At 42.6% G+C, this 13979-nt stretch carries 9 protein-coding genes and 1 pseudogene; 7 read left to right on the top strand and 3 right to left on the bottom strand.

Annotated elements, in window-relative coordinates; translation table 11 throughout:
• Positions 1-146 precede the first annotated feature (146 nt).
• The gene (locus H6G92_RS20055; RefSeq protein WP_190895359.1) at positions 147-1646 is read right to left on the bottom strand and encodes an MBOAT family O-acyltransferase; all 1500 of its coding nucleotides are present in this window, start codon (positions 1644-1646) and stop codon (positions 147-149) included.
• A gap of 146 nt (positions 1647-1792) precedes the next feature.
• Positions 1793-4804 (bottom strand): DUF1574 family protein, encoded by a 3012-nt coding sequence (locus H6G92_RS20050; protein WP_190895358.1) that lies wholly within the window; start codon positions 4802-4804, stop codon positions 1793-1795.
• Positions 4805-5236: 432 nt separating this feature from the next.
• On the opposite strand from H6G92_RS20050, the gene H6G92_RS20045 reads away from it, so the two are divergent.
• From H6G92_RS20045 to dxs, 7 genes and pseudogenes are all read left to right on the top strand, one after another.
• Positions 5237-5473 (top strand): hypothetical protein, encoded by a 237-nt coding sequence (locus H6G92_RS20045; protein WP_190895357.1) that lies wholly within the window; start codon positions 5237-5239, stop codon positions 5471-5473.
• Positions 5474-5575: 102 nt separating this feature from the next.
• The gene (gene ppc / locus H6G92_RS20040; RefSeq protein ID WP_190895356.1) at positions 5576-8647 is read left to right on the top strand and encodes a phosphoenolpyruvate carboxylase; all 3072 of its coding nucleotides are present in this window, start codon (positions 5576-5578) and stop codon (positions 8645-8647) included.
• A gap of 28 nt (positions 8648-8675) precedes the next feature.
• Complete coding sequence (locus tag H6G92_RS20035) at positions 8676-8930, top strand: hypothetical protein (RefSeq protein ID WP_190895355.1); 255 nt, start codon at positions 8676-8678, stop codon at positions 8928-8930.
• Between the two features lie 357 nt (positions 8931-9287).
• Positions 9288-9593 carry a small RNA NsiR4-regulated ssr1528 family protein gene (locus H6G92_RS20030; RefSeq protein WP_100898458.1) on the top strand — a complete coding sequence of 102 codons (306 nt, stop codon included), beginning with the start codon at positions 9288-9290 and terminating at the stop codon, positions 9591-9593.
• A 103-nt stretch (positions 9594-9696) separates the two neighbouring features.
• Positions 9697-10059 (top strand): annotated as a pseudogene (locus tag H6G92_RS20025) (aldo/keto reductase); the annotation flags it as partial.
• A gap of 291 nt (positions 10060-10350) precedes the next feature.
• The gene (locus H6G92_RS20020; RefSeq protein ID WP_190895354.1) at positions 10351-10797 is read left to right on the top strand and encodes a hypothetical protein; all 447 of its coding nucleotides are present in this window, start codon (positions 10351-10353) and stop codon (positions 10795-10797) included.
• Positions 10798-11518: 721 nt separating this feature from the next.
• Complete coding sequence (dxs, locus tag H6G92_RS20015) at positions 11519-13426, top strand: 1-deoxy-D-xylulose-5-phosphate synthase (protein ID WP_190895353.1); 1908 nt, start codon at positions 11519-11521, stop codon at positions 13424-13426.
• 83 nt (positions 13427-13509) lie between these two features.
• Here dxs and H6G92_RS20010 read toward each other — a convergent pair whose 3' ends face one another.
• Positions 13510-13833 (bottom strand): hypothetical protein, encoded by a 324-nt coding sequence (locus H6G92_RS20010; protein ID WP_190895352.1) that lies wholly within the window; start codon positions 13831-13833, stop codon positions 13510-13512.
• Positions 13834-13979: the final 146 nt, after the last annotated feature.

The raw sequence follows: 13979 nt of genomic DNA, 5'->3' as shown, positions 1-13979 counted from the left end.
TGCAATAAGGCAGGGGGCAGGGGGCAGGGAGCAGGGAGCAGGGAGAGAAAGAGTTTGAGCTTTATTTACTTTTATTTACATAGTTTGGTTTTATTGCATCGACTTACTTAAGTTGTCTTATGTTTCTGTTGATTGTTTGTAGAAACTTAAAAATCAAAATAGATGTAGGGCAAACTGCCTTCAGGAGCTAATAACCAAACAGCGTAGAAACATAGGGGGACGAAGACAAGCTTAAGGGGCCAGTTAAACTCTAACTTCAGCATTCGGTTGAAGGCATAGACTACAGCCATCAGGGCAGCTAAAGCTAGAAGTATCCAAGTAAGTTGGTATTGGCTGATATTTAAAGCATCCACATAAACCTTTTGAGCAAACTGCGCGTCAGCAGGATAACCCCAAAGATGCCGAATTACCAAAGAAGAATCTTGGAGATTAGGTAGGCGGAACCAAATCCAAGAGGTAAAAACCATCAGTTGGGTCAATAACCAAGCGACAAAGATACCCAGAGGATTTTGCCAGAATTGTTCTAGATTTTCAAAGCGATCGCTCATAGTATCTGTAAGTCGATGAACCACCAAGGCTAACCCGTGGAATATTCCCCAAACTACATAGCCCAAGGCAGCACCGTGCCAGATACCAGCGATTAGCATCACAAGAAATAAATTCCAGCAGGTACGGACTAAACCCCGACGGGAACCACCCAAAGGAAAGTAGACATAATTACGTAGCCAATCTCCTAGAGTCATGTGCCAGCGCCGCCAAAATTCTGAAATATTGGTGCTGAAGTAAGGAAAGTCGAAATTCTCAGGTAGAACCAAGCCGAAAAGCATAGCACTACCACGGGCAATGTCTACGTAACCGTTGAAATCTAGATATAACTGCAAACCGTAGGCGAATGTAGCTAACCACAGATCGGTACTACCTGCCCGTTGTAGGTTACCAAAACATAAATCGACAAAAATACCAAGGTGGTCTGCCAAAATACCTTTTTTGACTGCACCCCTAGCAATTAACCACAGCGCCTCAGCTACTCTATCGCTACTGGGGAAGTCTAGTGTATTAAATTGATTTGCTAAGTTGTGGTAGCGCGTAATTGGGCCTGAAATAAGTTTGACGAAGAATAATTTATAGGTGGCAAATTTGAGAAACTTCTCAGTAGCAGGAGCACCACGATAGACATCTATTAAATAGGCAATGCATTCAAAGGTAAAAAATGAAATTCCTAAGGGTGCAATCAACTTAAAAGAGCTATCTGGTGAGTTTGTTTGCACATGAAAAACAAACTTGATTAAAGGGGTAAAATACTTAAAACCTAATAACAGTAAAACATTTATAATTATCCCCAACCACAAAAGTTTTAGACGACGACGATTCCAGTCACCTTGGGCAAATTGCCACTCTTCATTAGAAATTTGCCAGTCAAGAGAATGTTTTCCCGGTGATGTATTTTTACCAATCTCTAGCCCCACACGGAAATTAATAAACGTCAATGCTAATAGTAAGGGTATGTACTGGATATGCAAAGATGCGTAGAAAACCAAGCTGGCAATTAGCAACGTCCACAATCGCAATTTCTGTTGTGCTAAAGACCAATAAATTCCTAGCACACTCAACAAGAACAGCCCATAGAAAATTGATATAAAGTTCATTTTTTAGTCATTAGTTATTAGTTATTAGTGATGGAGCATGGGGCATGGTTATTTCCCTTGTCCCCTTGTCCCCCTTGTCCCCTTGTCCCCCTTGTCCCCTTGTCCCCTTGTCCCCTTGTCTCCTTGTCCCCCTTGTCCCCCCCTCCCTACTTCACTGGCCAGGGAATCATCGGGTCATGTGCCAGCTTTTTCGAGACTTCGTATGCCCCAAAGCGGTTGAGGTGGCTGGGGTCAGAAAAGTAGTCATTTGCTTTTGGCCACTGTTGACTCAAATCTCGATAAATAAAGTTGGGACTAGTCGCTAGACGCAACATATATTCCTGAAATTCTTGCTCATGTTGTTTACGCACTGGATCTAGATAATCTCCTGTGAGAGGCATGTTGACAAACACTAAGGAAATTTTCTGAGACTGGGCAAACTGAAGCACTTCTTGAAAGGCAGCATCTTGCTGTCCTTCTACTTGGAAAGATTTATAGTCGTTGTCGTAATTTCCGGGAACTCTAGAATGTTTTTGATAGTATCTAGCAGGATTGAAGCGAATAGACAAAGGTAGAAAGCCATCAAAATCAACTGCTTGTTGAGAAATAATCTCATCTGAAGTACCATCTTTTAGCTGTCTTTGTGATGCAACTGTCTGATTATGACCAAGTATCAGCAGTTGTTTTTGCAGTAAGCTTTTAATTTGGTCGCGGTTTGGGTAGCTAGCAGAAAGAGATGCTAGAGCCTGATTTAATGACTGATTGACAGCTTCATAGGCGCTAATCTCCTGTTTTTCTTCCTTTGTCTTTTGTTGTCCCGAATTTACCGTATTTTCAGTGGAATCACTGCTATTGGCAGTTGTTGGGGTTTTTTGGAATGCTTGTTTATAACCAGCTGATGCCGCAATGGATTTAAAGGTAATATCTTCGCGTCCACCGTTGAAAGCACGAGCACCATCTGCCCAGAGAATTATTTTAGGCAGTTCTGATGGTTCCAGTACGTGGCGAATCACAAAGTCTACAACTTGTGCGGTAGCACCGTTGATCCCAAAGTTAAACACGTCAATATTTGGATAGCCCTGAGTGGCTAAAGCTTTAGAAAGCGCTGCTGGATCTACTCCTCTGAGGGCGCGGGAGGAGCCAATAATTAACACATCCGGCGGACTACCAGTTGTAGCTAAACGCTGTTTATATAATGCTAGTTGCTCGTCTAACTGCCTAACATTGAAACTTGGCATCTGCGATCGCGCTGCTAAAAGAATAGCAGTAGCGGTTGCTTTTTCTTTCAGTGGTGCGGCTGCCAAATTATTTGTCGGAGTATCATCACTTTGAGTGAACTCAGAAGCATTAAATACAGAACTCTGATTTGGAGGAGATTTTGTCTTGGAAGTGCTGCTAAAGAATGTCGTTTTGTCTTGCTGAGTTTTCCCAGATGTCAAAGATGCCTTTTGCCCAGAAGATGATGGGAGCGAGATATTACCGACTTTTGGTGAACTTGGCGTACTCCGTGCAATAATTCGACCCAACACCCAATCAGTTTGGAGAGTAAGCAATAATCCCAGTGTCCCCCAGACTAAAGCAATCTTAAGTCCTTGAAGATCAGGGTTTTGTTCTGCTGACTGGTGGCTTTCGGTAAATAGCTGGCTTTTCAACAGGAATTTTTTCGCGGTTGCACTCGCCGTTGCCGTCCAATCTCGCGCTACTTCTGTTACAAAACTTTGAACTTCTTCTGTCGTTAAGTCTGGGCGCAAAATTGGCTCACTAGTCTCAGAGGTTACTAAATCGTTAACGTATTTAGAAGTAGCAGCAAATTCTGGGGTTGCTTCTGGTACTAAACGTTGGCGATGTTCAAGATCAACGCCATAATGCCAAAAAGGTTCTTTATTCCCAGCCCGGCGACCGTAGACACGTACTCCCATAATACCGGGAATTTTTAAATGGCGGATAAACTGCGTAATTTTACTTGCTACTTGTTGACGCGCTGGACAAACAGGTGCATCACACATGATGTGCAATAAACCATTTTTGTTTAGTAGCAGTATGCGAATTCCACCTGTCAATAAACGCCAATCCAAGTCAGGATTGAGTAAGCGCTCCAGTAAAAATACGATGGCTGGTTCATCGCCAGTATTTGCCAAATCTAAGGGTGATATGGCAAAGGCGGGATACTTGGCAGCGGGTAAAGCCAGCCAATCAATCCAAGTGGGTTGCTCGCCTGCTTTTTGCCCGTATACGGTGGCGGCGAGAATGCCTTGAGGAGCGATCGCTTCTAGCTGGGGTAAAATCGCTTCTAAGCACACTTCCTTGTCGGGGATTGGCGCAGTTCCTAAGGGATCAAAAGCTGGGATACAAAAGATATGTAGTGTTGATTCTTTCAGAGAAACTTGGACACCAACTTTTAACCCTGACAATACCTCAGTTAATAATCGAGCGATCGCTTGGACATCTCCCCAACGCGCCCACTCCTTCAGCATTACCTCTGGTGGCGTTAAATCTACCCTTAGCAGCCAATCAGGTGCAGTTTCGCCACTCACTTGGGAAACAATTACTGCATCTTGGTAGCCAGATAGCTTGAGATAACGCAACTTTTGTGCTATTGGTTCAGCAAGCAATGATGCATCAGGGCTATAGCTCGAATGGCAAAATATCCACAGGCGATTTTCTTCCGGCTGAGAGTTCTTTGGCTTATATGGCTTAATTTTTGCCTGTACTGATACACCTAACGTACTCAGAGTTTCGCTGAGATATCGAGCGATCGCCTCTGGGTTCCCTTGGCGTGCCAAACTTTCGTTAGAGACAATCAGTGCCCCACCCGATTGTTTTGATTTTTCCGAATCTGCTAGCAAGGCTTGCTCCACCTGCTCCAGATGCTTATCTATTTGATTCAAGTAAACCCGATGGCACCATTTGGGGCGCTGTTCCCCTTTTTTCCGGCCATAGACAAATACTTGATATATTGAGGGTTGTTCGTTGCTTGTAAGGATATCTAAGTTTGTTTGCTGTAGTGCTTGTAGCAAGTCAGACAAAGTATGCCAACGCTGCGGACATTCTGTACCTTCACAAAGAATATGAAGGTCATTTCCCCGTAACCGGACTTTCACCCCAAAAGTGTTGATCCCTGTTGCTTGGCTTACCCACTGCACTAAGGATTGCTGGCGATCTGGTAATACTGTTTTCATGGGAAGTTAACTTTACAGGAAGCGATTGTTGGGGGATAGTGCCTGCACTTGTAAACTAGAACCATAGGTCTATCACACTCTGACGGTTTTTTTTAACAATTTTGTTACCTTCGTAGCTCACAAAATCGGCCAAGATAGTCTTGTACAGGTTGCAAGTCTGACTAATGTTGAGTTTTGCGTTTATTTTACTAATAGGGAGTCATAAATTAGAAGTTAGGAGCCAGGAGTCAGAATAATTCTATATGACTGGCTGATGACTTGTCGTTTAAAGCCGGACTCGCGTCCCACTAAGCGAACGGCCCTAATGGGCGAAACAAACAACAAGCTTATCTCATTAAAACTCCATCCCTTTATTGTTGGAGTTATCTTAACTCCTGTACAGACGCGATTAATCGCGTCTCTACTCTTAATTCCCATAACCAAGAATTAGCAATGCCTCCTGCCAACCAAGAACCTTCAACTAACCCCGCATCCAATCTGGATTTGTTTAGCATTCCCCAATCTTTCCTTTTACAAATAGGTACAGCGTCTATATTACTGCTGCTCATTACAGGAAAAACCACAGTAAGAGCACTAGAAGCTATAGGGGAAGCCAGTGAAGAATTATTTCGAGGCGATCGCCTACCGATTCTCGACTTCCCAGAGGATCACGAAACTAATCAAACTTAGAAAATATACAGCAAATAATTATTTGCTCAGGAACAACTCGGTGAGCATTCAGTAGAAATCCTAGAAGCGTAAACAGTAATTAGCTTTACAACAATAGAGAATATGGGTTCCCTTTTATACTCTTCGTCTCAAACTGCGGATATATACCCGGTGTCGGAATTATTTTTGCGTCATCGTCTCCAGGTAGTGGAAGAATTGTGGGAGTCAGTTCTCCGGCAAGAATGCGGTCAAAACATGGTAGACTTGTTGCGGCAGTTGCGCGATTTGTGTTCACCAGAAGGACAAGCAACAAATGACCAAGCATCCTCAGCCGTAAAATTGATTGAACAACTAAATATCAACGAAGCAATTCGCGCGGCTCGTGCTTTCGCTCTGTATTTTCAGTTGATTAACATCATAGAGCAGGAATACGAACAACGGCAGCAATTGAGTCGCTATGAGGCAGAAACAGAGGCAATAGACCCAGAAACAGCTTCCAATGTCAATTATTCGTCCAATCAAAGAGAAGATGACGCGCCTGTTAGCAGGGGAATAGCAGCAGACTTGCTGAGAAAGAATTATCTAGAAAAAGCTCAAGTCAAACCAAAAGGAACTTTCGCTGCCTTATTTCCCTATTTATTCAAACAGAATGTCCCACCCCAGCAAATTCAACGTTTAATTGCACATCTGGATGTGCGTTTAGTTTTCACAGCGCACCCGACAGAAATTGTTCGTCATACCATCCGGGATAAGCAGCGACAGGTGGTACAACTATTGCAAAAACTGGATACCTTAGAAAACCATTTTGGTGCTACAACCGGGGGATATGCTTGGGAAGCAGCAGATGTCCGCGAACAATTGCTTGAAGAAATTCGCCTGTGGTGGCGTACAGATGAACTTCACCAGTTCAAACCTACAGTGCTAGATGAAGTAGATTATGCGCTCCACTACTTCCAAGAAGTTTTATTTGATGGCATTCCTCAACTTTATAAACGTTTCAAACACACCCTGTCCAACACCTTTCCTTGGCTAGAACCACCGAGTAAAAACTTTTGCTCTTTCGGTTCCTGGGTAGGTTCAGACAGGGATGGGAACCCATCAGTCACACCAGAAATCACCTGGCAAACAGCTTGCTATCAGCGCAAAATGGTGCTGGGGAGATATATTCAGTCAGTGAAAAATCTGATTGAATTATTAAGTGTGTCGATGCATTGGAGTGATGTCTTACCAGATTTGCTGGAATCTCTAGAATTGGATCAGTCCCAGTTGAGTGAGGTATACGATGCACTGGCGCTGCGTTATCGACAAGAACCATATCGGCTCAAACTGGCTTATGTGCTGAAACGCCTAGAAAATACTCGTGATCGCAATCTAGCTTTGTACAATCGGGAAACGCCAAAAAATCAAGATAGTCCCCTGTATCGTTCGGGAGCCGATTTTTTAGCAGAACTGCGGATGATTCAGCGCAACTTAACAGAAACAGGTTTAAGTTGTCGAGAATTAGAAAATCTGATCTGTCAGGTAGAAATTTTTGGTTTTAACTTGACACAGCTAGATATTCGCCAAGAATCATCCCGTCACGCCGATGCGCTGAATGAAATACTGCAATACCTGCAAATATTACCTCAACCTTACAACGAACTATCCGAGGAGCAAAGAGTCGCTTGGCTCACAGGAGAACTGCAAACCCGCCGGCCATTAATTCCAGCAGAATTGCCATTTTCGGAAAAAACTAACGATGTAATTGAAACCTTTCGCGTTGTGCGATCGCTGCAACAAGAATTTGGTCTTAATATCTGCCAAACTTACATTATCAGCATGTGCCGCGATGTGAGCGACGTGCTAGAAGTACTGCTGTTAGCCAAAGAAGCCAGACTTTTTGACCCCGCCATTGCTGTCGGAACTATTCAAGTTGTCCCCCTATTTGAAACAGTAGAAGATTTACAACGCTCCAGAAGCGTCATGCGGAAACTGTTTGAACTCCCGTTATATCGCGCTTTGTTAGCCGGCGGCTACGAACAAACAAAAGCAGAGACTGTTGTGGATGAAAATTCATCTTCCCCTGCTTCCTCCTCCCCCCTTACCCCTAACTTGCAAGAAGTTATGCTGGGGTATTCTGACAGCAACAAAGACTCTGGTTTTTTAAGCAGCAACTGGGAAATTCATAAAGCCCAAAAATCACTGCAACAAATCGCCGAAAACTATGATTTAAATTTGCGGATTTTCCACGGACGCGGCGGTTCTGTAGGGCGGGGTGGCGGCCCTGCTTACGAAGCGATTTTGGCTCAACCGGGTCATAGTATTAATGGGCGAATCAAGATTACCGAACAAGGGGAAGTTTTAGCTTCCAAATATTCCTTGTTGGACTTGGCTTTGTACCACATGGAAACCATCACCACTGCTGTGATTCAAGCTAGTCTGCTGCGGACAGGGTTTGATGATATTGAACCCTGGAATGAGATTATGGAAGAATTGGCAGCGCGATCGCGTCAACATTATCGTGCTTTAATCTACGAACAGCCTGATTTTGTTGACTTCTTCCACCAAGTAACTCCAATTGAAGAAATTAGCCAACTGCAAATCAGCTCCCGTCCAGCCCGCCGTCCATCTGGTAAGAAAGATTTAAGCAGTTTGCGAGCTATTCCTTGGGTATTTAGCTGGACGCAAACCCGCTTTTTGCTTCCTTCCTGGTATGGCGTTGGCACAGCTTTACAAGAATTCTTGAACGCAGAACCAGAAGAACACTTGAAATTGCTACGCTACTTTTACGTTAAGTGGCCCTTTTTCAAGATGGTGATTTCTAAAGCCGAAATGACCTTGGCAAAAGTAGATATGCAAATGGCACATCACTACGTCCAGGAATTATCAAAACCAGAAGATCAACTTCGTTTTGCCAAGGTTTTTGACCAAATTGCTAGCGAGTTCTATCTCACGAGAGATTTGGTATTAAAAATCACCGATCACAATCAATTGTTAGATGGTGATCCTGTATTGCAACGATCTGTGCAGTTACGCAATGGCACAATTGTACCCTTGGGATTTATCCAAGTTTCACTACTTAAGCGCCTACGGCAGTCCCTAAATACTAATGCTACTTCTGGAGTCATCCACTCTCGTTACAGCAAAGGCGAGTTATTACGAGGGGCATTATTAACTATTAATGGTATTGCAGCTGGGATGAGAAATACAGGTTGATTGAGAATGGGGCATTGGTTTTTGACTAATGACTAAAAACAGAATTTTAATTTGCACTTTTTTGGCGCTATCGTCAGGTTTTTTTGGTGCTTACACCAGTGGGCAAATCACCATAATGTTGCATAGCCAAAAGTGTCAAAATCAACCTTGGGGTTTAAAAGAGATGTGCAATGCTTGGATGACACCAGGAGCAATATGGCAAGGTAGCACAACAGGACTATGGACAGGAACAGTTTTAGGGGCGTTTGTTGGTGGTTTGGTGACGCGACAAGTTCGTGATTAGTCTAGCGTGAGTTCGACGAACCTCTCCCTGCTTGAACTTCAGTTCAAGTCTGTCCCTCTCCGACTCGGAGAGGGACGGTTTTGCGTAGTAAAATCAGGGAGAGGTTTTTTGATTCAGATCATTAGACAGAGTTAATCAAGATAAATTTCTCATACCAATTCAAATAATGTTTACGACACATCAATTATTCGTAAGGGCACAACAATGTTGTGCCCTTACCCATCTGTCGCATTCTTTTTTCAAATTGGTATCACCTAAAGAATTGCAAATAATCTTCGGCAGCAAAAAAGCTAGTAAGCAAGTTTGGTATCAGCAAGGCTGGTAAAATCTACCCATAGCGAACAAGAGTAAATTACTATGCCTACCGAAACTAACCCAGGAAACCAAACCACCACAGGTGCTGATGCTATTGATGAAGCGATCGCACAGGGAATTGATTTTGATGGTTCTCCCATTCCACCTGCCAAGCTAGAACTTTATGGTAAAGTTATGGCCCTAGAAGGCAATAGACAGCGCAGTGGCGTATCTAATACGATGCGATCGCGCATTGTGCGAATTGGCGCAAAACATATTCCTCAAGCAGAACTCGACCAATTACTTGTAGATGCTGGTTTCGCACCCTTAAAAGAGAAAGAAATTGCCTTTTTCTATAGTGGCAAATAATTGTTAATGTTTTACAACAGGTTTCATTTTTTTGAACCAAATATGTTACGGGGCACAGCAATGCTGTGCCCTCAATTCTTTACCTCAAACATCCCAAATTGCCATCGGCATTTTGGGGATGAAAAGCTTGGCAAACAGTATTCTTTTACGCTCAAATACTGTAACACCAATTGAATGTTTACACTATGCTTTGAATCTGCCGACATCGGTTGTGATTACCGGAATTGACAGCATGGAGATTCTAGACCAAGCTTTTGAAGCAGTGCGGACGTTCCAGCCAATGAACGACGAGCAGGTGCGTAGGCGAAGCCCGTCGTAGACATCGCTCTTAGCAAAAACGACAGAAGCGTCATCACGCGGCGAGTTTGAGCCTTTCAAAACCTCATCAATCTTTGACAGCACTGCCCAAAATCCAGATTGGCTAAGAGAGGAACCACAGCGCCTCCAGCAATTGATGTCAGCGTGATGCTTTCTTAAGCGATCGCAAGTTAATTAACTGAAAAGCGATCGCTAACTTTTCTCTAGGTGCGATGTCTAACGACAAGCCGCTACGCGTCTACGCCTATGCCTAAAATCTCTGAACTGTTTAATTCGCTGCTTAATTACCAGTAAAAAAATCTTTATTCAAAATTCAATCTATCAAAATAGTGAATTCATTAAATAACTAATGACGCAAGAACTTCTATCTAGAGATCGATATGGCTTATAAGCTAAATGAAGTAGAAATAGTATACTAAGTCACATGAGATTGTATTCTATGAAATTGAATTATGTTACAAAACAGCTTTCTACAGTAAAACGCTGGATGGCTACAACGCTGTTTTGTATGTTAGCGATCGCTTTCGTTTGGCAAGGTGCATTTTTATCGAACACTTCAGCAATGGCTGCTCCTACTACAACCTTGATTGCATCGTCAGATGTAGGTGATAAAGTTCAAGAAAAAACCAGTAAAGATGCTGGACGAGCTAAAAATTTCATCGAAGATACAAAAGATAAAGTTAAGGAAGCTGCCAAAAGTAACGCCAGTAAAGTTGATCAAGCAACAGACAATGGTAGTTTTGCTGAACGCAAAGCAAAGAGAGATGCGGCTACAATTCAGAGAAGAGCAGACGAAGATTCGGCTCGCACTAAAGAAGCAGTAGACAACACAAAGAATGTTGTTGAGCGCACTGTTGATAATATCAAGGATGCTTTTGGTAAATAGCAATCCTATTTGATTTTGTTCAAATAGAAAGGCTTAGATTCCCGACTTTTCTAATCAGTCGGGAATCTTGTTATTTACAAACAATTTAGGATAGTCTAAATTTATTGCACAGATTAATTTACCCACTCTGTGCTATAATCCTTGCAATCATGTTATTTGCTAGTTATGTAAGAAGTAAGACAAAATTTTATAATTAATTTAGAAAGATTATTTTACAAAAAAAATACTGAGTTTAGCTAAAAAAATTGGGTATTTTTACATACATATTTTTTGTACCCAGATGAACTGGCGATCGCCGAAAAAATTAGCTGCTATTAACTAATAAGAGAAGAAATAATTGCTAAATATTTGCCAGAAAATATGCTGAACATATAGTTAAAATGAGATATTTAGCTTTCTTTCGTAGTAGCTTGAAATGGTAAAAGTAAGTGATCTACTTAAGAAATTTCCGCAAGCTGCTTCAGATATCTTAATTTTTATACGGGTCGTTGAGCATTTTTAAGTAGTATTACTTATTGACAAATCTGTTATTGCTTTAGCTGATTAGAACTTAGCTTTGGCGAATTGTTAATGGGTAACAAATTTTTCATGATTATCAATTACGAAGTTATACTTTCCGCTACAACTTAGTAACAATGTAAGAGTCTGATTATGTGAACAACCCGACCGTGGGAAAATCAAAATACCGAAAACCTGAAATTAGAGAGGAAAACCCTATAATATGCATCTGAGCGAAATCACCCATCCTAATCAGTTGCACGGTTTATCTGTTCGCCAACTGCAACAGATTGCCCGTCAGATTCGAGATAAGCATCTCCAAACCGTAGCAGTTAATGGTGGACACTTAGGGCCAGGGTTGGGTGTTGTCGAATTAACACTAGGACTTTACCAGACACTGGACTTAGATCGGGATAAAGTTATTTGGGATGTAGGACACCAAGCTTATCCCCACAAACTCCTTACCGGACGTTATGATCGCTTCCACACCCTCAGACAAAAAGACGGAGTTGCAGGTTATCTCAAACTCTGTGAAAACAAGTTTGATCACTTTGGGGCTGGACATGCTTCTACAAGTATTTCAGCAGCATTGGGTATGGCTTTAGCACGAGACTTGAAAGGTGAAAAATTTAAAGCCGTTGCTGTTATTGGGGATGGGGCGCTAACTGGGGGTATGGCTTTAGAAGCCATCAATCATGCCGGACACATGCCGAAAACTAACTTGTTGGTTGTTCTCAACGACAACGACATGTCTATATCTCGCAACGTCGGCGCGATTCCCCGCTATCTGAACAAAATGCGCCTCAGCCAACCGGTGCAATTTATTAAAGATAATCTTGAGGAACAATTTAAGCAAATTCCCTTCGTGGGTGAATCTTTGTCTCCTGAACTCGGACGCATCAAAGAAGGTATGAAACGTTTGGCTGTTCCCAAGGTAGGTGCAGTTTTTGAAGAACTCGGCTTTACCTACATTGGGCCAGTAGATGGGCATAATCTCGAAGAATTGATTGCCACCTTCCAACAGGCACATCAGATAACAGGCCCAGTTTTGGTACATGTAGCAACAGTCAAAGGTAAAGGCTATGAAATTGCCGAATTAGATCAAGTTGGCTACCACGCCCAAAGCCCCTTTAACGTCGCAACTGGCAAAGCTATTCCTTCCAGTAAACCCAAACCCCCGGCTTATGCCAAAGTCTTTTCTCACACTCTAGTGAAACTTGCCGAACAAAACCCGAAAATCGTCGGTATTACTGCGGCTATGGCAACGGGGACAGGCTTAGATAAACTTCAAGCCAAACTGCCCAATCAATATGTTGACGTTGGCATTGCTGAACAACACGCTATCACCCTAGCAGCAGGACTTGCAACTCAGGGTATGCGCCCCGTTGCCGCCATTTATTCTACCTTCCTGCAACGGGCTTATGACCAGATAATTCACGATGTCTGCATCCAAAACCTGCCAGTATTCTTCTGCTTAGATAGGGCAGGAATTGTCGGATCTGATGGCCCCACCCACCAAGGCATGTATGACATTGCCTATCTGCGTTGCATTCCCAACATAGCAATAATGGCACCTAAAGACGAAGCAGAATTGCAACGCATGGTAGTAACTGGCGTTAACCATACCAGTGGCCCGATCGCTATGCGCTATCCTCGTGGCAATGGCTATGGCGTTCCCCTGATGGAAGAAGGTTGGGAACCTTTGGAAATCGGCAAAGGAGAAATTTTGCGTACAGGCGATGACGTGTTAATCGTCGCCTATGGCACAATGGTTTATCCAGGAATGCAAGCTGCTGAAATTCTCAGCGAACACGGCATTGAAGCAACTGTAATCAATGCCCGTTTTGTTAAGCCTTTGGATACCGAGTTGATTTTGCCTTTGGCTAAGAAAATTGGCCGCGTCATAACCTTAGAAGAAGGTTGTATTATGGGTGGCTTTGGTTCTGCGATCGCTGAAGCCTTAATGGATGCAGATATTCTCGTTCCTGTCAAACGATTTGGTGTGCCAGATGTCTTAGTAGATCATGCTGAACCCAATGAATCTAAAACAGAACTAGGTTTAACTAGCCATCAAATTGCAGAGAGAGTCTTGCAAGCTTTCTTTAAGCAGCAAGTATCTGCTGTTGTTTAGTTAATTCTTTGTAGAATGAATCGCCCACACTTGTGACTCAGATGTGGGCGATCGCTACATCAAATTTAGGAAAACTTTCTTACTTAACTACCTTCACCAATCGCAATAAAATTAAAAGCAGACTTTTCTTTGGTAACTGCCAGTTCTGGAGAACCTGCGCCTGATTGTTGCTTAATTCCCAAATCCCAGATATTAACTTGAGCCTTGCTTGGGGTTATATCTTTAACAATGATTTGATTATCAGCACCCCAATCCTTCAAAGTAGCTACTATGCTGGGAGGTTCAATAAAAGGTTCTAGGAAAGTAATTACATAGGTTCCTGTATCCGTTGATTGAACTTCAAACCCTTGTCCACTTTGTTTTGTTCCGTCTTCAGAAACTGTTCCGTAAATGATTTTTTGGGTCATTTTTTCACCTATTTATAGTTAACCTGAGTTCGGGATAAGGAAAAGGACAGGTAGTAAGCTGAAAATAGCGTTAAATCCAGCACCTGTCCTATGTTTAGTTTAGATGTTTTGTTTTGCCACGTAGATGATTTCTGTCAAGCATTTGA

This window comes from Nostoc foliaceum FACHB-393 (genome assembly GCF_014698505.1).
Taxonomy (GTDB): domain Bacteria; phylum Cyanobacteriota; class Cyanobacteriia; order Cyanobacteriales; family Nostocaceae; genus Nostoc; species Nostoc foliaceum_A.
The sequence above is the reverse complement of the archived record's forward strand: the minus strand, read 5'-3'. Positions and strand labels throughout refer to the sequence as shown.

Excerpts from the sequence above, each read along its gene's own strand:
- H6G92_RS20055 (WP_190895359.1), bottom strand. The coding sequence starts at position 1,646 with ATGAACTTTATATCAATTTTCTATGGGCTGTTCTTGTTGAGTGTGCTA.
- H6G92_RS20050 (WP_190895358.1), bottom strand. The coding sequence starts at position 4,804 with ATGAAAACAGTATTACCAGATCGCCAGCAATCCTTAGTGCAGTGGGTA.
- H6G92_RS20045 (WP_190895357.1), top strand. The coding sequence starts at position 5,237 with ATGCCTCCTGCCAACCAAGAACCTTCAACTAACCCCGCATCCAATCTG.
- ppc (WP_190895356.1), top strand. The coding sequence starts at position 5,576 with ATGGGTTCCCTTTTATACTCTTCGTCTCAAACTGCGGATATATACCCG.
- H6G92_RS20035 (WP_190895355.1), top strand. The coding sequence starts at position 8,676 with ATGACTAAAAACAGAATTTTAATTTGCACTTTTTTGGCGCTATCGTCA.
- H6G92_RS20030 (WP_100898458.1), top strand. The coding sequence starts at position 9,288 with ATGCCTACCGAAACTAACCCAGGAAACCAAACCACCACAGGTGCTGAT.
- H6G92_RS20020 (WP_190895354.1), top strand. The coding sequence starts at position 10,351 with ATGAAATTGAATTATGTTACAAAACAGCTTTCTACAGTAAAACGCTGG.
- dxs (WP_190895353.1), top strand. The coding sequence starts at position 11,519 with ATGCATCTGAGCGAAATCACCCATCCTAATCAGTTGCACGGTTTATCT.
- H6G92_RS20010 (WP_190895352.1), bottom strand. The coding sequence starts at position 13,833 with ATGACCCAAAAAATCATTTACGGAACAGTTTCTGAAGACGGAACAAAA.